Here is an 18,021-nt window from a genome sequence, read left to right as displayed (position 1 = left end):
CAGCACTATCCGCGGTACCGCTTCAAGCAGTGTTTTGGTGCCTACGTTGCACGCTGAAGCCGACGCGGTGCCGCGGGGCCGGATCCACCTGGCCAACCGGTGGGCGGCGTTTCCCCTGTTGGTCCGGACCGTGCCGTACCTGGAGTAGGGGAGATCAGCGCGGCGGCGCGGAACCGTGTGCTGTTGTGCCCGGCTCCGAGCGAATTGCCCATATAGCAGCGAATTGATTTTCCGAACGAATTCGCTCACGGTGGGCGACTCGCTCAGAGCGGGGCATCTGCGATCGTCCTCTGATCGGTGGGCGACAGTCTCATCCCCCAAGCGGCCAGTCAAATGACAGGCCGAGTGTCGGGAGTGTGAACAAGTCAAAAGCTCACTTGCACAGATGGATTCGATCGTGACCGTCACGTTCTGCTATATCGCCGCCGGTGCTACTGTGGCCATCGCCCGCCCTGCTGGCCGTCGAGGTCGCCGCCTCCAGTCAGGCCAGCAGTGTCCTGTACGACGAGGTGGCCAACCCGGCACCCCGAGCGCCACCCCACCAGAACAACAACTAATACGTAACGAACGCGGCGAGAGCCCGGATGCACGTCCGGGCCCTCGCTATCTCGTGCTGTGAGCAACTCGCCGCTAGGTCGTCATCTTGTCGCAGCCACGTCCGCCCGGGAAGCCGCTAAAATCGCACCAACCGATCGCAATCCGATCGATCAATCCGCCCTCGTATCACTCTGGAGAACAGTTGAGCTCTACTCGCCGTGCCCGCGGTGTCTGCGCGGCCATCCTGGTGGCCGTGCTTGCCGTGCTCGGAGGTGACGTCGTCGCCTCGTCGGTGAGCTGCACGGATCATTGTCAAGCACCGGTGGCAGCGGCAGCCCCCGCAGCGCCCCCACCGGCGCCGGAGCCGGCGGCGCTGTCCATCACGCCCGCTCCCGGCGCCGACGATGTCGACCCGACCAAGCGGGTTCTGATCATCGCCGCGTCCGGAACACTCAGCGGTGTCGAGATGGTCAACGAGAACGGGAAATCCGTTCCCGGGGTTATGACGCCGGACAACCGGGCATGGAAGCCGACCATCCAGCTCGGCTACGGCCACACCTACACGATGACGGTTGCCAGCCGCGGCCCCAGCGGGATGCCGGCGCGCGAGACGTCAAGCTTCACCACACTGACACCGAGTGACCAGACCGAGGTGTACTTCGAGACCATCGGCGGCAACGCGCTGCGCGACGGCGGCACCTACGGCATCGGGAACGTGATCGTCGCGCATTTCGATGAGCCGATCACCGATAAGGCCAGCGCCGAACGGCACCTCAAGGTGACCACCAACCCTCCCGTGGCAGGGTCTTGGAACTGGATCAGTGACCAGGTCGCCCATTGGCGGCCGGAGAAGTACTACGCGCCGGGCACCAAGGTGAGCGTCGAAGCCGATATCTACGGCACGCCGCTCGGTGGTGGTCTCTATGGCGAGGACAACGCCAAGGCGTCGTTCACCATCGGTGATTCGCATGTCTCGATCGCCGACGACAACACCCATCAGGTCCAGGTGTTCAACAATGGGCAGCTGGTGCGCACCATGCCGACGTCGATGGGGATGGGCGGATACCAGACCATCGCCGGCACCACCTTCTCCTTCTTCACCCCGCCGGGTGCCTACACCGTCATCGACAAGGCCAACCCGGTGATCATGGATTCGTCCACCTTCGGGCTGCCGACCAATTCGCGGCTCGGCTACAAGGAGACGATCTCCTACGCCACCAAGATCAGCATCGACGGCATCTACTTGCATCAGCTCGACTCCACGGTGTGGGCGCAGGGCAACACCGACACCTCGCACGGCTGCCTGAACCTGAACGCGGACAACGCCTCCTGGTTCTTCAATTTCGCGGTACCCGGTGACGTGGTCGAGGTGAAGAACACCGGTGGGCCGCCGCTGCAGATCTCCCAGGGCGGCGACTGGACAGTGCCGTGGGATCAGTGGATCAAGGGTAGTGCGCTGTCCGTCTGAACTGTGGTCCCCTGATCGGGGGACAGCGGATTCGCCCCTGGCAGGGGCCGGTTGGCCGACAGGCCGGGCTGCTTGTGTGCGACATAGTTGAGTCACCCCGGAAAGTTCGGGGTTGACCACTAAAAGCAAACGTGCACAAGGAGATTCACATGAATGTCACGGTCCGTCGCATCGCTGTCGGGGCCAGCCTGATCGCCGCCCCGCTGTTGATCGCACTGGGCACCGCATCCGCGAGCAACGCCGATCCCCACCAGAACAACGACGGCTACATCTACATCCCTGAAGAGCACACGGCTTTCCCGATCCAGACGAATGCCCCGCAGCCGGGTACCGAGGTCCACCACAGCCACCAGAACAACAGGTAACCCGCAGGCTCTGAGCCCGGATGCACGCGCGTCCGGGCTCAGGTGTGTCTTACCCCGCGTCCCCTCGCAGGCGCACCATCCGCGTCGTCGAACTCTCGTCCAATTCGACCACATCGGTCCGGGACCGTAGGAAGTCGCTGAAAGATCGGAAGCCAAGGGATTTTTCGCTGAACGACGGATCCATCCGTTTCATCTGCGCCTTGACTGCGGAGTTGTGCAGCCAGTCGACGTCGTCTTTCTCCAGTCCGATCTGCAACGCGCGGCGGAGTAGTCCGGTGGCGGCGGTCTGCGGATCAGGCTCGTCGGGTTCCGGGGCTTCGGCTGCCTTGGTCCGGCGTGTGCGCGTTTTCGGCAGGTCGCCGGCTTCGGGCTCCGCAGGAGAGAACGCCGGAACGCCGGGCAGTGCGTCGTAGGTGACGAATTCGTCGCAGGCGGCCGCCAGCGCCCGACTCGAGGAACCTGCCACTCCGATCCCCACCACATAGCGGCCGAGCCGCTTGCAGCGCTGCGCCAACGCGATGTAGTCGGAATCGCCCGCCACGATCACCACGTGAGTCAGGTCCGGTAGCCGGAACATGTCCTCGACGGTGTCGACAGCCAGCCGGATATCGGCGCCGTTCTTGCCGTAGGCCGCAGCCGGGAACAGCTGCACCAGGTCCACGGCGCGCCCGACCAGCTGACCGCGGTATCCGGCGTTGACGTCGGCCGACCAGTCCGCGTACGCGCGGGTGAGCACCAGCGTGCCGAATGACGACGCGAAATCGATGATCGCGCCGACGTCGACCGTCGCTCGTTCCAGCCGATTCGCGTCCAGCCCTTTGGTCTTATCGCGCTGAAATGAGTTGCGGCCGTTGACCTGGTCGTACCGCGAGATCACGATGTTGTCGAAATCGAGGTAGACCGCAACGCGGGTGGCGCCAGGTTCCGTCATCACCACAGTGTCGTCTATCTGGCCGCCGGGACCCACTGCCGTTTTGTTAGCACAGCGAACCTCTTGCGACGCAAGACAATTAGTGCATTTAACTGTTGTGGCGCGGATCACAAAACGCGCTACACTGTGTTCCTCGTCACGACGAAGGGATCTGCCATGGTCAGTGCACATGACGGCCACGTTGTTCCGTCCCCGCTCGCCGTCACGCGGCCGGCCAAGACCTCAGACACCCATTGGGCGCTCGGCCTCCTCATGGTCATCATCGCCGTCGCCGGCATCACGGGAATTGTCATCGCCGTCTCGATGGGGCTGACCAACCTGGCGCTGGCGATCGGCATCGTCGGCTGCGCATTCTTCGCGCGCGCTTGGTGCTGACTCCGAACTGACGCTCTACGCGCCCTAGTGGCGCTGTTGCTGCCCATCGCCGGTGCCCCGGTCCGCATCGGCGTCGCGCGCGAACCCTCGTAACAGGCCGCTGACGCCGACCTCCCAGCGCCGGTCCACCGACAGCGGCGACTTACCCAGCCAGCGGCCGCCCTCCTGCACCGCCAAACCCTGTGCAAGAGCGAGCAATACGTGGGCAATATCGGTCGTATCGCCCACCAGTAGTCCGGCATCGACGCAGCGTCGAACCTTGTTGATCAGGACCGACCGCACCGACGGGTCGGCGGCGAGCTCCGCGGGACCCGGATCGAAATCCTGGAACGGCCGCGAGAACATCACCCGCGCCAGCGCCGGATAGTCCAGGCAGAACCGGCGGAACGCCGGGATCACCCGCTGTAGATCTCCGACCGGGTCGGCCGTCTCGGTGACCTCGGCCAGGGCGCGGCCCAATCGGGCGAAACCTTCGAAGTAGACCGCGCGCACCAATCCGGCTTTGTCGGTGAACAGTTCGTAGACCGCGGGCACCGACGTGCCGGCCCGCTGCGCGACCCGGCGGGTGGTAAAGCCGGAGACGCCGTCCTGGCTGAGTACGTCGACGGCAACGCTGAGCACCCGGTCGCGCAGTTCGGGTGTGCGCTGCTTGACCCTGGGCATCGGGCAGCTAGGCCTTGATGCCGAACTCGGCTTCCATGTTGTCGATACCGGCGCGGATCCCGTCAAGCGCGTCGGCACGGGCTCGCAGCTTTGAGGCTGCGTGCGCACCCTGATGCAGTCCGGCGAATCCGCGGGCGGCCTCCTCGGCGCGCTCCAGTACGCGCTCCGGTAGGTCGACTTCGTCGATGAACCCGGCGGCCTGCGCCGATTCGCCGAAGTACACCTTGGCCAGACCGACCGCCTGCTGATAGGCCGAGCGCGTCAGCCGCAGCTTCAGCACGGCGAGCGCGGCATAGGGCAGCACCATGCCGATCGCGACTTCGTTGGCCTGAATGTTGTAGCCCGGTGCGGCAATTCGGTGATCGCCGCTGCAGAGCAGAAAGGCGCCCATCGCGATGGCGTGACCCGTCGCGGCCATCACCACCGGCTTGGGATACGACAGCAGTCGGTGGGACAGTTCGAACCCGCCCTTGAGCATCGCGACCGACGCCGCCACGTCGCCGGACTGGAAGACCTTCAGGTCGAAGCCGCCGCTGAATACCTTCTGGTTGCCGGCGATCACCACTGCGCCGACGTTGTCACGATCCGCCTGGTCCAGGGCCTCGTTGATGGCCTGCTGCATGCCAAGGCCCAGCACGTTGGCCTTGCCGTCGTCGAGGGTGATGACCGCGATCGCATCATCGTGTCGGTAGGTGACCGGACCGCTCATGACTGCTCCTGAAGTTGGCGCGTTACCAATTCAGGGCGACGTTACGTAACGACGTTACGAAACGTCAACAGGCGAGTCCGCTCGGCGCGATCGGGCGACACGAATTCGACAAACTCAGCCACCCATCAGGGTGCGCCACTGGTCGAGATTCGACGCGCGGTACACGTAATTGGTTGCCTTGACGGTCTCCAGCGGCGCGCTCGGCTCAGCCGAATACCAATGCCCTGGAAAGACCGTCGGATCGCCGGGGAGTGTCGAGAGCTGGTGAAGGCTGCGAAACATCTCGTCGACATTGCCTCCGGGGAAGTCGGTTCGCCCGCAGCCCTCGAGAAAGAGGGTGTCGCCGGCGACCAGGCGTCCGTCGAGCAGAAAGCACTGGCTGCCCGGCGTGTGACCGGGGGTGTGTAGCAATTCGATGTCGATCGCGCCGACGGCGACCTTGTCGCCGTGCTCGTGGGCGGTGAGATCGGTGCGCGGGATACCGGTGATGCGTGACACCCACTCCGCTTCGTGGGTGTTGACGTGGACCGGCACGCTGACGCGCTCGAGGAGTTCGGCCAAGCCCTTGAGCTCGAAGCCCATCATCGACCCGCCGATGTGGTCGGGGTGGTGGTGTGTGACCAGTACGCCGGACAGCGTCATCCCGTCGCTCTCCAGCGCGTCGACCAGATCACCCGCGGCGTAGGCGGGGTCGACGACCACGCACTCCTTGGTCTCGCGGTCGCCGATCAGATACGCGAAGTTGCGCATCTGGGTGGCGATCATGTCGCCGGCCGCGAAGTCGCGACCGGAGAGCAACTGCCGGAAGTACAGGCGATCAGGGGAGCTGGCCATTCGTCCACAATATGGTGTTGCCCGGATACGGCAGGGAGGTGTGTCGCGACGGGCACCGGGCGGGGGAGTCGGCGGCGGCGCCCGCGCGCGAATCGGGCCCCTGCGGAATGGTTTGGCCGCTTCTGGCGCTAAGACGCATGCGATGACCAGCGGTTTGGTGCTCAATTGGACCAGGCTGTACCCTCTTTAAGGCCCACGAGAACTTCTGCGTGGGTCCAGCAGCAGGTAGGCCCCCTTAGCTCAGTCGGTAGAGCGTTTCCATGGTAAGGAAAAGGTCAACGGTTCGATTCCGTTAGGGGGCTCGGTGGACGCGGGGCGGTGCGCCGCTCGTGACTATCGGGGCGGTGTAGCTCAGCTGGTTAGAGCGCACGACTCATAATCGTGAGGTCGGGAGATCGAGCCTCCCCACCGCTACAAGACGAACAAAGACCGTGAAAGAGAGCATTCGACGTGGCCTCAAGTACAGACGTACGGCCCAAGATCACCCTGGCCTGCGAGGTGTGCAAGCACCGTAACTACATCACCAAGAAGAACCGCCGCAACGACCCCGATCGGCTGGAGCTGAAGAAGTTCTGCCCGAATTGCGTCAAGCACCAGCCGCACCGCGAGTCGCGCTAACCCGCACGGCGGTAAAGCAGGTAAATCGGCTTCTTTGAGACCGATGAAGGTTTGTTGAGGCTGACTAGGTAGGTTCGAGTCCGTGGCCCTGTCCGGAAGCATTGTCGGGATGCATTATCGCTACCCCGACCACTACGAAGTCGAGCGCGAGAAAATCCGCGAATACTCAATTGCTGTCAAGCTCGAGGATCCGTTTTTCTTTACAGAGGACGCCGCGTCGAAGCTCGGCTATCAGGGGTTGGTCGCCCCGCTGACTTTCATCAGCGTGTTCGGGTATCAGGCCCAGACCGCGTTCTTCGCCAACGCGGATATCGGGATTACCGACCGCAAGATCATCCAGGTCGATCAGGAGCTGACATTCATGGCTCCGATCCAGGCCGGCGACAAACTCTACTGCGATGTGTACGTGCACTCGGTTCGGCAGGCGCACGGCACCGACATCATCGTCACGAAGAACATCATCACCAACCAGGACGGTGAAGTAGTACAGGAGACGTACACCACGCTCGCGGGGCGTAGTGAAGAAAACGGAGAAAGTGGCTTTAGCAATGGCGCTGCGTGAGTTCAGTTCAGTCAAGGTCGGGGACCAGTTGCCGGAGCGCACCGTTCCGCTGACTCGTCAGGACCTGGTGAACTACGCCGGGGTGTCCGGCGACCTGAATCCGATCCACTGGGACGACGAAATCGCCAAGCAGGTCGGGCTCGACACCGCTATCGCCCACGGCATGTTGACCATGGGTCTCGGCGGCGGTTACGTCACCTCCTGGGTCGGCGACCCGGGCGCGGTCTCGGAGTACAACGTCCGCTTCACGGCTGTGGTGCCTGTTCCCAACGACGGTGTCGGCGCCGAGATCGTCTTCAGCGGTCGAGTGAAGTCCACCGATCCGGAATCGAAGACCGTCGTCATCGCCATCTCCGCCACCACCGGCGGAAAGAAGATCTTCGGTCGAGCGGTCGCTACAGCGAAGCTTGCGTGACCTATGGCGCTCAAAACTGACATCCGCGGAATGGTCTGGAGATACCCGGACACATTCGTCGTGGGTCGCGAACAGGTCCGGCAGTACGCCAAGGCCGTCAAATCCGCGCACCCGGTCACCATCGATGAAGCAGCGACCGCCGAAATGGGCCACCAGGACCTCATCGCGCCGCTGACGTTCGCCGCGATCTTCGCCGTGATGATCCAGAACCACTTCTTCCAGCACGTTGACGTCGGCCTGGAGACCATGCAGATCGTGCAGGTGGACCAGAAGTTCACTTTCCACCGTCCGATCAGGGTCGGAGACGCTCTGACCGGCACCATGTATATCGAGTCGGTCGAGGAGCGCTTCGGCGCCGATATCGTCACGACCCGCAATGTGTGCGCCGAAGAAGATGGCACAGTGGTGATGGAGGCCTACACCACGTTGATGGGCCACGAAGGCGACAAATCCATCTCGGCAAAATGGGATCCAGAGACCGGTCAGGTGGTCCGGACCGCCGCAACGGATTAGTAGTTCCCAGTTACCCCGAGGTACACTCGGACCTCGGGGTTTCTCCCAGTTCAAGCGCGCAATCTGGCGGTCGCTAGTGACCGATCGGGGAGCGCGTGAGTTTTGTGAGGGAGTCCGTAGCAGAAAGAAAAGCGCAGGTTGGCCTGCCAACCAACGCGAAGGGGCGTAGCTCAACTGGCAGAGCAGCGGTCTCCAAAACCGCAGGTTGCAGGTTCAAGTCCTGTCGCCCCTGCTCAACTGAATACGTATAGGTGGTGGACACTGGAGAGTGTGAACCACGCCGAGACAAGGGTAGGACGAACGTGAGCGACGAGCGCGACAGTGCTGACGCTGCAGCTGACGGCACGGAAGACAGTGGCTCAGTTAGTCGCGGCCAGACAGCAGTTGTCACACCGCAGCGCCCCACCGGCAAGCGGACCAGGCAGCGACTGGCCGCTGGCGACGACGAAGACTCCACGGATACCGAAGTCATCGCAGTCGAAGACGGCGCTGGCAAGAACGGTTCGGGATCCAAGGGCAAGGGCGGCCGTAAGGCGGCGAAGGGCTCTGACGGTCCGTCCCGTAACCCGATTCTCTTCGTCATCAACTACCTCAAGCAGGTCGTCGCAGAACTGCGCAAGGTCATCTGGCCCAACCGCAAGCAGATGGTCAGCTACACCTCCGTGGTGTTGGTGTTCCTGGTCTTCATGGTGGCGCTGATCAGTGGTGTCGACCTTGGCTGGGGCAGGCTCGTACTGCTCGTATTCGGCTAAGCGCCCAGCGACCAGCCACCACGACGCTTTAACGCAAGAGAGGACTGACAACCGTGACTAGCTTCGAGGGCGACACGCCCGCGGGTGAGTCGGTCGACGTGATCGACGAGACCGCCGAAGCGGTGGAGACCGAAGATTCTGCCGTCGCGGAGGCCGAGGTTGATGAAGATATCGACCCCGCCGACGCGCTCAAGCGTGAGCTGCGCGCCAAGCCCGGCGACTGGTATGTCATCCACTCCTACGCCGGCTACGAGAACAAGGTGAAAGCCAACCTCGAGACACGCGTGCAGAACCTCGACGTCGGTGACTACATCTTCCAGGTGGAAGTTCCGACCGAGGAAGTCACCGAGATCAAGAACGGCCAGCGCAAGCAGGTCAATCGCAAGGTGCTGCCGGGCTACATCCTGGTTCGCATGGATCTCACCGACGACTCGTGGGCCGCGGTCCGCAACACCCCGGGTGTGACCGGCTTCGTCGGTGCAACCTCGCGTCCCACCTCGTTGTCGCTGAACGATGTGGTCAAGTTCCTGCTGCCGCAGGGCCAGCCGAAGAAGGCCGCCAAGAGCACGTCCGGTGGCGCGACGTCCGAGGTCAGCATGGAGCGTCCCGAGATCCTGGTCGATTTCGAGGTCGGCGAGTCGGTCACCGTCATGGACGGTCCGTTCGCCACGCTGCCCGCCTCGATCAGCGAGGTCAACGCCGAGCAGCAGAAGCTCAAGGTGCTCGTGTCGATCTTCGGTCGCGAAACACCCGTAGAGCTGACCTTCACCCAGGTCTCAAAGATCTAAGAACCCCAAGAACCGCAAGAACAAGAACAGGAAACCGAACAACTCATGGCCCCGAAGAAGAAAAAGGTCACCGGGCTGATCAAGCTGCAGATCCAGGCTGGCGCGGCCAACCCCGCCCCGCCGGTTGGTCCTGCGCTCGGTCAGCACGGCGTCAATATCATGGAGTTCTGCAAGGCGTACAACGCCGCGACCGAGTCGCAGCGCGGTAACGTCATCCCCGTAGAGATCACCGTCTACGAGGACCGCACCTTCTCCTTCGTGCTCAAGACCCCGCCCGCTGCTCGGCTGCTGCTGAAGGCCGCGGGAATCCAGAAGGGTTCCGGCGAGCCGCACAAGACCAAGGTCGCCACGATCACGTGGGATCAGGTCCGCGAGATCGCCGAGACCAAGAAGGAAGACCTCAACGCCAACGACATCGACCAGGCCGCGAAGATCATCGCCGGCACTGCTCGTTCGATGGGCATCACGGTCAAGTAACTGAAGAGTGAGGAGGCGGGGCGAAGAATGAGCCCCAGTCGACGAACTCGCAGGACTACTTAACCGGACAACACGGTTTGAGTAGTACGACCTCTATACAGAAGTCGTGGGAGGGCCAGCTTCGGCCCGTCAACCACAACCAACGAAACTGATTGGAAGAATCATGAGCAAGACGAGCAAGGCATACCGCGAAGCCGCCGAGAAGGTGGACCGCGACAATCTCTACACCCCGCTGCAGGCCGCCAAGCTGGCCAAGGAGACGTCGTCGAAGAAGCAGGACGCGACCGTCGAGGTGGCTGTCCGACTCGGTGTCGATCCGCGTAAGGCTGATCAGATGGTGCGCGGCACCGTCAACCTGCCGCACGGCACCGGCAAGACCGCCCGCGTCGTGGTGTTCGCGGTGGGCGAGAAGGCCGAAGCAGCCGAAGCGGCCGGAGCCGACGTGGTCGGCAGTGACGACCTGATCGAGCGCATCCAGGGTGGCTGGACCGACTTCGACGCCGCCATCGCAACTCCTGACCAGATGGCCAAGGTCGGTCGGATCGCCCGCGTGCTGGGCCCGCGTGGCCTGATGCCGAACCCCAAGACCGGCACCGTCACCCCGGATGTGGCCAAGGCTGTCACCGAGATCAAGGGCGGCAAGATCAACTTCCGCGTCGACAAGCAGGCCAACCTGCACTTCGTCATCGGTAAGGCGTCGTTCGACGAGGCCAAGCTGGCCGAGAACTACGGCGCCGCCCTCGACGAAATCCTGCGTGCCAAGCCGTCGAGCTCGAAGGGCCGGTATCTGAAAAAGGTCACCGTCTCGACGACCACCGGCCCCGGCATCCCGGTCGACCCGATGATCACCCGGAACTTCACCGAGGAGTCCTAGTACTTCTGATCGCTGACGCTGAGCGCCCCTGGAACTCCGGTTCCGGGGGCGCTTTCGTGACAGAAGCGAGCCATTCTCATACGACATCGTCATCTGAGCGCAATGCGCCTCCGCCTGTGGCGGGCCTAAAATGCTAGTGTGCGGGTGATCGCTGCGGTGCTAAATGAACAAATCGCGTACTCGCCGGCCGGCTGCACGCATCACTACGGGCTTCGCCGCGCAGAGCGTCGTGCTCTACTGGTCGGGGCTGTCCGAAGGCGGTGGCGCAAGCTATGAACTCTCAGCTCCTCCGTGAGTCGGCCAGAGCATTGTTGGCTGTGGTCATGGCGGGAGTGGTGCTCGCCTCGCTGTCGGCGATGAATGCCCCGTTTGCCTGGGCGGCGTCTCCGCCTGTCACCCAGACGAACTACGATTCTGTGTCTCCGGGCTCGAGTGACTACGACTATTGGGTCGAACAGGTTAAGGCATCAGGCCGAGTGCGGTATGTCCCAGATCCCGAGGGGCAGCGGGGCATCGTGCAACGCATCGAAGTGAAGTCCGGCGACACTCAGGTGTATGGATCCGGTATGGACGCCGAGCGCGCTGAGGTGACTCAGAGGACCGGCGACCTTGGCGGCTTTGTCGACGGGCAATCTATTGTGATTTCTTTCGGAGTCCTTCTCGACCCCTCGTTCTCCAGTCCCGAGAACAACTGGAATATCTTTTCGCAGATCCATGCGGCTGGCGGCGGAAACCGGCCGCCGTTCAGCTTGAGTTTTTCGGGGGACCAGCCCGAGGTTTTGATGGCGCTTGAGGGCGGCGGCCAATGGCAGAAGAGCGGGCAGCCCGACGGCAGTGTCAGGTCGAGGTTTCAGCTGGGGTCGTTGTCGAAGGGGGAGTGGCACGACTTCGTGGTCGAGCTCCAATTCGGTTGCAACGGAGACGGACACGTCACGGTCTGGCTCGATGGGCAGATGTCGACAGATGCCGACAATCAAAGGATCGGCTACTGCGGCGACCCTGGTATGTACTGGAAGCAGGGGGTGTACCGCGCAGCGGACGACGCCGACTTGACGCTCTGGTTCAGCGATACCTACCGCTGGGCCGACATGAACGACGCCCTCGCTCACTATGGCTGGGGTTAGCGGACAAGCCCCGTTTCGTTTACCTGGCAATGCATGGCTAAATACCTCGAAGGCTTTTGTGCTGCGCAGCGTTTACTTCCGTGTGGACATAGTCGGCGAGTATTTCGTCGGCTAATGAGGGGCTAAAGCCCGCCGCTTCGATTCTTGCCAGGTCGAGAACGCTGCACGCTGGTCGCGGTGCGATCGGTCCTTTGGCGGAAGTAAAATACTCGTGAGTTGTGACTCCAGTGACCCTTTCAGGGTCGTACCCCGCCAGCGTGAATACCTGGCGTGCAATATCTGCCCAGGTGGTCACAGCGCCTGCCCCAGTCACGTTGTAGGTCCCATACGCTGCGGCCGTGTCGAGCAAGTGCCGGATCGCTCTGGCCAAATCCGAGGTGAACGTCAGGCGACCGCGCTGGTCGTCGACAACGGACGGGTTGATGCCCCGCTCCGCCAGAGACAGCATGGTGCGCACAAAGTTCTTCCCGTCGCCGATCACCCACGACGTGCGCACGATGTAGTGGCGCGGCACGGTCGCCACGATCTGGTCGCCGGCGGCCTTGGTCTGGCCGTAGACACCGAGTGGTGCGATCGGGTCGTCTTCGAGGTACGGCTGCTCTGAGGTGCCGTCGAAGACGTAGTCGCTGGAGATGTGGACAAGAGTGAGGCCATACCTAGTGGCCAGCCGGGCCAGGGCGGCGATGCCGGTGACATTGGCCGCCCACGCCGCCGTACGCCCTTGCGGGGTCTCGGCCGCGTCCACTGCCGTGTAGGCAGCCGCATTGATGATCGTGTCGTAGTCACGCCACCGACGTAGTGAATCGAGATCGGTTGCAATGAGGTCGAATTCGCTACGGTTGGCGTATTCGACATGCGGAACATCTGCGTACACATCACGCAGCGCCTGACCGAGTTGCCCACCCGCTCCGAGGACCAGCGTCTTACGCGGAGGGATCGGGGTGACGTCGGCCAACCGCGGGTGGGCCCGGTCTTTGGCTGAGAGTTCTGCGCGCTCCAGCGGGATCGGCCAGTCGATGGCCACGGTCTCGTCGGCGAGGTTCACCGACGCGTACTGCGCATCGGGTGTCCAATGGTCGTTCACCAGGTAGGTGTACGCGGTATTCGGTTCCAGTGTCTGAAAGGCGTTGCCGACACCGCGGGGCACAAATACCGCGCGCGACGGATCGAGTTCGGCGGTGAACGTGGCGCCGAACGTGGCACCAGCCCGCAGGTCGACCCAGGCGCCGAAAATGCGTCCTGTTGCGACCGACACAAACTTGTCCCACGGTTCGGCGTGGATACCGCGCGTGGTGCCGACAGCATCATTGAACGACACGTTGTTCTGTACTGGCGCGAAGTCCGGCAGGCCGGCGGCCACCATTTTTTCGCGCTGCCAGTTCTCCTTGAACCAACCACGGTTATCGCCGTGGACGGGCAGCTCCCACACCGTCAGGCCAGGTATGGGGGACGCGTTGGCCCGCAACACTTTTCCGTACTCTGTCACGTGCTCGTATCCTTCTGTTACTGGCCGAGCCTTGCGTAGAACGCTTCAGTGGCGTCCTTGGTGGGCGCCCACCAGTCTTCGTGGTTGCGGTACCACTCGATGGTCGCGGCGAGACCGCGCTCGAAGTCCTGGTACCGAGGCCGCCAGCCCAGTTCGTCAGCGAGCTTGCTGGAGTCGATGGCATACCGGAGATCGTGACCAGCGCGATCGGTGACATGGTCGTAGGCGTCGGGAGCCTCGCCCATGAGCGTCAGGATCAGCTCTACCACGGTCTTATTGTCCTTCTCGCCGTCCGCGCCGATCAAATACGTCTCGCCGATGCGGCCTTTATCCAGGATGGCCAGCACGGCCGATGAATGATCATCCGCGTGGATCCAGTCCCGCACGTTTCGGCCTTCGCCGTACAGCTTGGGGCGCACCCCACGCAGGACGTTGGTGATCTGGCGCGGGATGAACTTCTCGACGTGCTGGTAGGGGCCGTAGTTGTTGGAGCAATTCGAGATTGTCGCGGCGACACCGAATGACCGAACCCATGCGCGTACCAGCAGATCGCTGCCGGCCTTTGTTGAGGAATACGGCGAGGACGGGTTGTACGGCGTGGCCTCGGTGAATTTGGCGGGATCATCGAGGGCGAGGTCCCCGTACACCTCGTCGGTGGAGATGTGGTGTAACCGGGTGCCGTGCTTGCGCGCCGCCTCCAACAAGGTGAATGTGCCAACCAGGTTCGTGTGCAGGAACGGGTGCGGATCATCGAGCGAATTGTCATTATGAGATTCGGCGGCGTAGTGGACCACCGCGTCGGAGGCTGCCACCAGTTCGTCAGCAACAGCCGCATCAGCGATATCGCCGTGGACGAACCGCAGCCGATCTTCAGGCAGATCCGAGAGCGACGCCAGATTGCCGGCATAGGTGAGTTTGTCCAGCACGGTGACGTCATGGTCAGTGTGTTCGACGACGTGGTGAACGAAGTTTGAGCCGATGAATCCGGCGCCTCCGGTGACAAGCAGCCGGGCCACTAGCGTCCCCTCTCCAGTAGCTCCAGCAGGTAGGCGCCGTATCCCGACTTCATCAGTTTTCCTGCGCGCGTGCACAACTCGTCATCAGTGAGAAAGCCCTGGCGCCAGCCGATTTCCTCCGGCACACCGATTTTCAGACCGGTCCGCCGCTCCATCGTGCGGACGAACTCGGCGGCGTCGGTCATTTGATCGAATGTCCCGGTATCGAGCCAAGCGGTTCCCCGCGGCAACACCTGGACCTGCAGTCGGCCTTGGTGAAGGTAGGCGCTGTTGACGTCAGTGATCTCGTATTCACCACGTGCACTTGGCTTTAAGTCTCGCGCAATCGCGACCACGTCGTTGTCGTAGAAGTACAGCCCTGGTATCGCGTAGTTACTCTTCGGCTGCTTCGGCTTTTCCTCCAGCGACACCGCGAGGCCATCGTCATCGAACTCGATCACGCCGTAGGCGGAGGGCTCGGCGACCCAGTACGCGAAGATAGCGCCACCGACGATGTCGGTAAATCGAGTGAGCTGGCCGCCCAACCCCGGCCCATACAGCAGATTGTCACCAAGTACGAGGGCGACGGTTTCGTCGCCGATGAAGTCGGCCCCGATGGTGAATGCTTGCGCGAGCCCGTCCGGCGACGGCTGCTGTGCGAACGTGATCGACACCCCGAATTGGGATCCGTCGCCCAGGAGCCGCTCGAACGCTTCAGCGTCGTGCGGTGTCGTGATGACCAGGATGTCACGGATGCCGGCCAGCATCAGCGTGGACAGCGGGTAGTACACCATCGGCTTGTCGTACACCGGGATGAGCTGCTTGGAGACCCCAAGCGTGATCGGATGGAGGCGGGTGCCGGACCCGCCCGCCAAGATGAGCCCTCTCACAGACCTATCGTGGCACAGACCACCACTGGGACTGCTGCGAGACCTGTTCGTGACAACCGCTTCAGCAGTGGTACCCGGGTAATACCGCCGTCTGAGACTCAGTGTTCACTCGGGGTAGAGATTCAACGGGTGGCAGCCATGGACCAAACCCGTGGATACTGGCGACTACTCAAGCAAGGCTCCCGGGGATCTGGGTTGGCCAACGAGCCCCGATCGAGACAGGGAGTCTTATCCTGCACGTCCTTTTTGTCTGCACTGGGAACATTTGTCGGTCGCCAACGGCGGAACGACTTGCCGCCGCGTACGTCCTGCAAAACCCGATCCCAGGCTTTACGGCTTCCAGTGCGGGGACTCGTGCGGTGATCGGGAATCCGATCCATCACGAGGCTGCGCTCGTTCTCGAAAAAATGGGAGTTGAAACCTCCCACTTCGCTGCTCGCCAGCTGACGCAGCGGGTCGCCTCGAGCGCAGATCTGGTGGTGACTATGGCGCGGCGCCATCGGGACAGCGTGCTTGAGCTTGCTCCGCGCCTGCTTCGGAAGACTTTCACGTTGACCGAATTGGCCCGGCTCGTGTCGGAGCATCAGGCACAAACGGTCGAAGACCTCACCGCTCTCCGTCCGTTGTTGACAGCCAGCGAGGTCCCCGACATTACCGATCCGATTGGTCACGACGCAGAAGTTTTTGCGAGAATCGGCGCGCAGATTGCCGACCTCCTCCCCCCGGTACTGGAGCTTTGCCGGCGATCCTCTTCGTCAGCCGCCGGTTAGCTCGTGCGCGGACGTCTATGTGGTCAGGACGACTGACCATTCCGCTTTCGACCCGGTCCAGCAACTGTGAGCCTTGGAAGGCGTCGTTTCGCTCATCGCGCACGTCCCGCGGTGCAAAAGTGTCAAGTTCCCGAGCGAAGTCGTCCTACGGGTTGAGATGATCGCAGTGGGTGGATAAAGTGCCAGCTAAGAGGTGCAATGTCTTGGGGGGACACGTGACGGCGGTAAATGATCGGCTGGGCGCTCCAGCAAACATTATCCCACTAGCGAACAAGCTTCCGGCGTGGCAACGGGGGTATGCGCGCCGGCTCATCGCGTTCGACGTAGTTGGGGTGGTTCTGGCGGTCGCACTGGCGCATTGGTTACGGTTCGGTGAACTGCCCGATGCGGCGGATATCTACCATTTTGCGGACTACACCGTGGTGTCCCTTGCCATAGCTGTGGCATGGTTTCTGGCACTTTGGATAAACCATTCCCGCTCGCCGCGCATCATCGGATCTGGAGCCGAAGAGTACCGACGGGTATGGCTGGCAACATTGACGGTTTTCGGCAGCGTTGCCATCATCTCGATGCTTTTCAAGCTCGAGTTGGCCCGCGGATATCTGATGATCGCCTTGCCGGTCGGCATCACCCTCTTGATCTCTCTACGTTGGTTTGCTCGCCAGATAGTGGTTAGGGCGCGGCGCAAGCACGGTCGCTGCATTACGCGAGTGTTGGTTGTCGGCAACGCCCCAGCCGTTCGAGACCTCACCACATCGCTCGCCCGGGGCTCACACTCCGAGTACGAGGTAGTCGGGGCCTGTATTCCCGATTCGGCTTCCTGGACCAAGATCGACGTCCCGGGCGTCGGAACAGTCCCAACGTTCGGTGACGAGTCGAATGTGGTCGGTGCGGTGACTGCCACTAACAGTCATGCGGTCGCCGTGACGGCTACTGAGCGGCTCGACGGTCGCGGGATCCGCGACTTGTCGTGGGAGCTGGAAAAACTGGATATCGATCTGCTCGTTGCGCCTGGCGTCGTCGATGTTGCGGGCCCTCGGTTGCAGATGCGTCCGGTCGCCGGACTGCCGTTGATTCATGTGGAGAAGCCGCAATACCACGGTGCGAAGCGGTTCGAGAAGCGATTGTTCGACATAGTGTTCTCGGGCGCGGTACTGCTCTGCGGACTGCCGATCCTGGTAGCTGTTGCGATTGCCGTGAAGCTCACCAGCAAGGGACCGATCTTCTACCGATCTGAGCGGATTGGTATCGACGGCGAAGCGTTCGAGATGATCAAGTTCCGCACAATGGTCGACGGCGCAGACACGATGGTCGCTGATCTCGCATCGCTGAACGACAGCGATGGAGGGGTGCTCTTCAAGATCAAAAGCGATCCCAGGGTCACACCGGTCGGTCGTATCCTGAGGAAGTACAGCATTGATGAACTGCCCCAGTTCATCAATGTCCTCAAACGCGACATGAGTGTGGTTGGCCCCCGCCCGCCGCTTGCTACCGAGGTCAAGACCTACGACGACTACGCCAGGCGTCGGCTGCTGGTCCGCCCCGGTATCACTGGCCTCTGGCAGGTCAGTGGTCGCTCGGACCTATCCTGGGAGGATTCGGTGCGGCTCGACTTGTTCTACGTCGAGAACTGGTCGATGATTTCGGACCTGCTGATCGCTATTAAGACTGTCAAAGCGATGGTTGGCCACTCTGGCGCGTACTGATCGTCGGGGGCCGGCCAGGCGATCCTGCGCGGGGAAATCGCCAATTTGGTGGTGAATTCGTCGAGGTCGTAGGCACTAGTAGGGCACGGACGGGCTCTATAATCCGCCCGCGCCGCATGAACATTGCGCTGGGCCAGAACGTTTAGTTGTTCGCCGACAGCTTTGCGCG

General features: G+C 62.4%; 22 protein-coding genes and 3 tRNA genes. 18 read left to right on the top strand and 7 right to left on the bottom strand.

All coding sequences use genetic code 11. The features are described 5' to 3' along the window. The first annotated feature begins 428 nt into the window (after positions 1-428). From H7J73_RS16250 to H7J73_RS16240, 3 genes are all read left to right on the top strand, one after another. Positions 429-557, top strand: a complete 129-nt coding sequence (locus H7J73_RS16250; RefSeq protein ID WP_264068477.1) for a hypothetical protein — start codon at positions 429-431, stop codon at positions 555-557. A gap of 182 nt (positions 558-739) precedes the next feature. Continuing rightward, positions 740-2,005: a L,D-transpeptidase gene (locus tag H7J73_RS16245; RefSeq protein ID WP_264068475.1), complete on the top strand. Its 1,266-nt coding sequence runs from the start codon at positions 740-742 to the stop codon at positions 2,003-2,005. A 149-nt stretch (positions 2,006-2,154) separates the two neighbouring features. After that, positions 2,155-2,370 carry a hypothetical protein gene (locus tag H7J73_RS16240; protein WP_264068473.1) on the top strand — a complete coding sequence of 72 codons (216 nt, stop codon included), beginning with the start codon at positions 2,155-2,157 and terminating at the stop codon, positions 2,368-2,370. Between the two features lie 49 nt (positions 2,371-2,419). On the opposite strand, the gene H7J73_RS16235 is transcribed toward H7J73_RS16240, so the two are convergent. After that, positions 2,420-3,301 (bottom strand): NYN domain-containing protein, encoded by an 882-nt coding sequence (locus tag H7J73_RS16235; protein ID WP_264068472.1) that lies wholly within the window; start codon positions 3,299-3,301, stop codon positions 2,420-2,422. A 156-nt stretch (positions 3,302-3,457) separates the two neighbouring features. On the opposite strand from H7J73_RS16235, the gene H7J73_RS16230 reads away from it, so the two are divergent. Further along, positions 3,458-3,676: a hypothetical protein gene (locus tag H7J73_RS16230; RefSeq protein WP_264068471.1), complete on the top strand. Its 219-nt coding sequence runs from the start codon at positions 3,458-3,460 to the stop codon at positions 3,674-3,676. Between the two features lie 24 nt (positions 3,677-3,700). Here H7J73_RS16230 and H7J73_RS16225 read toward each other — a convergent pair whose 3' ends face one another. The 3 genes from H7J73_RS16225 to H7J73_RS16215 all read right to left on the bottom strand — a co-directional run bounded on the left by H7J73_RS16225 (position 3,701) and on the right by H7J73_RS16215 (position 5,882). After that, on the bottom strand, positions 3,701-4,339 hold the full coding sequence (locus tag H7J73_RS16225; RefSeq protein ID WP_264068470.1) for a TetR/AcrR family transcriptional regulator: 639 nt from the start codon (positions 4,337-4,339) through the stop codon (positions 3,701-3,703). 7 nt (positions 4,340-4,346) lie between these two features. Beyond that, on the bottom strand, positions 4,347-5,048 hold the full coding sequence (locus H7J73_RS16220; protein ID WP_264068469.1) for a crotonase/enoyl-CoA hydratase family protein: 702 nt from the start codon (positions 5,046-5,048) through the stop codon (positions 4,347-4,349). A gap of 114 nt (positions 5,049-5,162) precedes the next feature. Beyond that, positions 5,163-5,882, bottom strand: coding sequence for an MBL fold metallo-hydrolase (locus H7J73_RS16215; RefSeq protein WP_264068468.1), 720 nt, complete (start codon positions 5,880-5,882; stop codon positions 5,163-5,165). Between the two features lie 229 nt (positions 5,883-6,111). Here H7J73_RS16215 and H7J73_RS16210 point away from each other — a divergent pair. The 12 genes from H7J73_RS16210 (at position 6,112) to H7J73_RS16155 (ending at position 12,005) form a co-directional block, all read left to right on the top strand. Next, positions 6,112-6,184: transfer RNA gene (locus tag H7J73_RS16210), tRNA-Thr, on the top strand. Positions 6,185-6,222: 38 nt separating this feature from the next. Beyond that, positions 6,223-6,296: transfer RNA gene (locus H7J73_RS16205), tRNA-Met, on the top strand. 36 nt (positions 6,297-6,332) lie between these two features. Then, on the top strand, positions 6,333-6,500 hold the full coding sequence (rpmG, locus tag H7J73_RS16200) for a 50S ribosomal protein L33 (RefSeq protein WP_264068466.1): 168 nt from the start codon (positions 6,333-6,335) through the stop codon (positions 6,498-6,500). 82 nt (positions 6,501-6,582) lie between these two features. Then, entirely contained in the window at positions 6,583-7,062 is a 480-nt protein-coding gene (hadA, locus tag H7J73_RS16195; RefSeq protein WP_264068465.1) for a (3R)-hydroxyacyl-ACP dehydratase subunit HadA, read from the top strand. Next, a complete protein-coding gene (gene hadB, locus H7J73_RS16190; protein WP_264068558.1) occupies positions 7,049-7,477 on the top strand; it encodes a (3R)-hydroxyacyl-ACP dehydratase subunit HadB in 429 nt (142 codons plus the stop codon). Before hadA ends, hadB begins: the two co-directional genes overlap by 14 nt. A 3-nt stretch (positions 7,478-7,480) precedes the next feature. Continuing rightward, on the top strand, positions 7,481-7,990 hold the full coding sequence (hadC, locus tag H7J73_RS16185; RefSeq protein ID WP_264068464.1) for a (3R)-hydroxyacyl-ACP dehydratase subunit HadC: 510 nt from the start codon (positions 7,481-7,483) through the stop codon (positions 7,988-7,990). A 159-nt stretch (positions 7,991-8,149) separates the two neighbouring features. Then, positions 8,150-8,222, top strand: a tRNA-Trp gene (locus H7J73_RS16180). A 70-nt stretch (positions 8,223-8,292) separates the two neighbouring features. Next, positions 8,293-8,742: a preprotein translocase subunit SecE gene (gene secE / locus H7J73_RS16175; RefSeq protein WP_264068463.1), complete on the top strand. Its 450-nt coding sequence runs from the start codon at positions 8,293-8,295 to the stop codon at positions 8,740-8,742. A gap of 53 nt (positions 8,743-8,795) precedes the next feature. Beyond that, a complete protein-coding gene (gene nusG, locus H7J73_RS16170; RefSeq protein WP_264068462.1) occupies positions 8,796-9,530 on the top strand; it encodes a transcription termination/antitermination protein NusG in 735 nt (244 codons plus the stop codon). Between the two features lie 45 nt (positions 9,531-9,575). Beyond that, the gene (rplK, locus tag H7J73_RS16165; protein ID WP_264068461.1) at positions 9,576-10,007 is read left to right on the top strand and encodes a 50S ribosomal protein L11; all 432 of its coding nucleotides are present in this window, start codon (positions 9,576-9,578) and stop codon (positions 10,005-10,007) included. 163 nt (positions 10,008-10,170) lie between these two features. Continuing rightward, a complete protein-coding gene (gene rplA, locus H7J73_RS16160) occupies positions 10,171-10,881 on the top strand; it encodes a 50S ribosomal protein L1 (protein WP_264068460.1) in 711 nt (236 codons plus the stop codon). A gap of 272 nt (positions 10,882-11,153) precedes the next feature. Next, positions 11,154-12,005 (top strand): heparin lyase I family protein, encoded by an 852-nt coding sequence (locus H7J73_RS16155; protein ID WP_264068459.1) that lies wholly within the window; start codon positions 11,154-11,156, stop codon positions 12,003-12,005. Between the two features lie 37 nt (positions 12,006-12,042). Here the strand turns inward: H7J73_RS16155 and H7J73_RS16150 are convergent, their stop codons facing one another. The 3 genes from H7J73_RS16150 to rfbA are packed head-to-tail and all read right to left on the bottom strand — an operon-like array spanning position 12,043 to position 15,376. Next, positions 12,043-13,491 carry a sugar nucleotide-binding protein gene (locus H7J73_RS16150; RefSeq protein WP_264068458.1) on the bottom strand — a complete coding sequence of 483 codons (1,449 nt, stop codon included), beginning with the start codon at positions 13,489-13,491 and terminating at the stop codon, positions 12,043-12,045. A 17-nt stretch (positions 13,492-13,508) separates the two neighbouring features. Beyond that, positions 13,509-14,507 (bottom strand): dTDP-glucose 4,6-dehydratase, encoded by a 999-nt coding sequence (gene rfbB / locus H7J73_RS16145; RefSeq protein ID WP_264068457.1) that lies wholly within the window; start codon positions 14,505-14,507, stop codon positions 13,509-13,511. Further along, entirely contained in the window at positions 14,507-15,376 is an 870-nt protein-coding gene (gene rfbA, locus H7J73_RS16140; RefSeq protein WP_264068456.1) for a glucose-1-phosphate thymidylyltransferase RfbA, read from the bottom strand. The genes rfbB and rfbA overlap by 1 nt, the downstream gene beginning before the upstream one ends. 101 nt (positions 15,377-15,477) lie before the next feature. On the opposite strand from rfbA, the gene H7J73_RS16135 reads away from it, so the two are divergent. Beyond that, the gene (locus H7J73_RS16135) at positions 15,478-16,146 is read left to right on the top strand and encodes an arsenate reductase/protein-tyrosine-phosphatase family protein (protein WP_308207422.1); all 669 of its coding nucleotides are present in this window, start codon (positions 15,478-15,480) and stop codon (positions 16,144-16,146) included. Between the two features lie 215 nt (positions 16,147-16,361). Next, positions 16,362-17,852, top strand: a complete 1,491-nt coding sequence (locus H7J73_RS16130) for a sugar transferase (RefSeq protein WP_264068455.1) — start codon at positions 16,362-16,364, stop codon at positions 17,850-17,852. The last annotated feature ends 169 nt before the right edge of the window (positions 17,853-18,021 follow it).

Source organism: Mycolicibacterium komossense, assembly GCF_025822605.1.
In the GTDB taxonomy this organism is placed as follows: Bacteria; Actinomycetota; Actinomycetes; order Mycobacteriales; family Mycobacteriaceae; genus Mycobacterium; species Mycobacterium komossense.
This window is presented reverse-complemented; position numbering and strand designations above follow the sequence as displayed.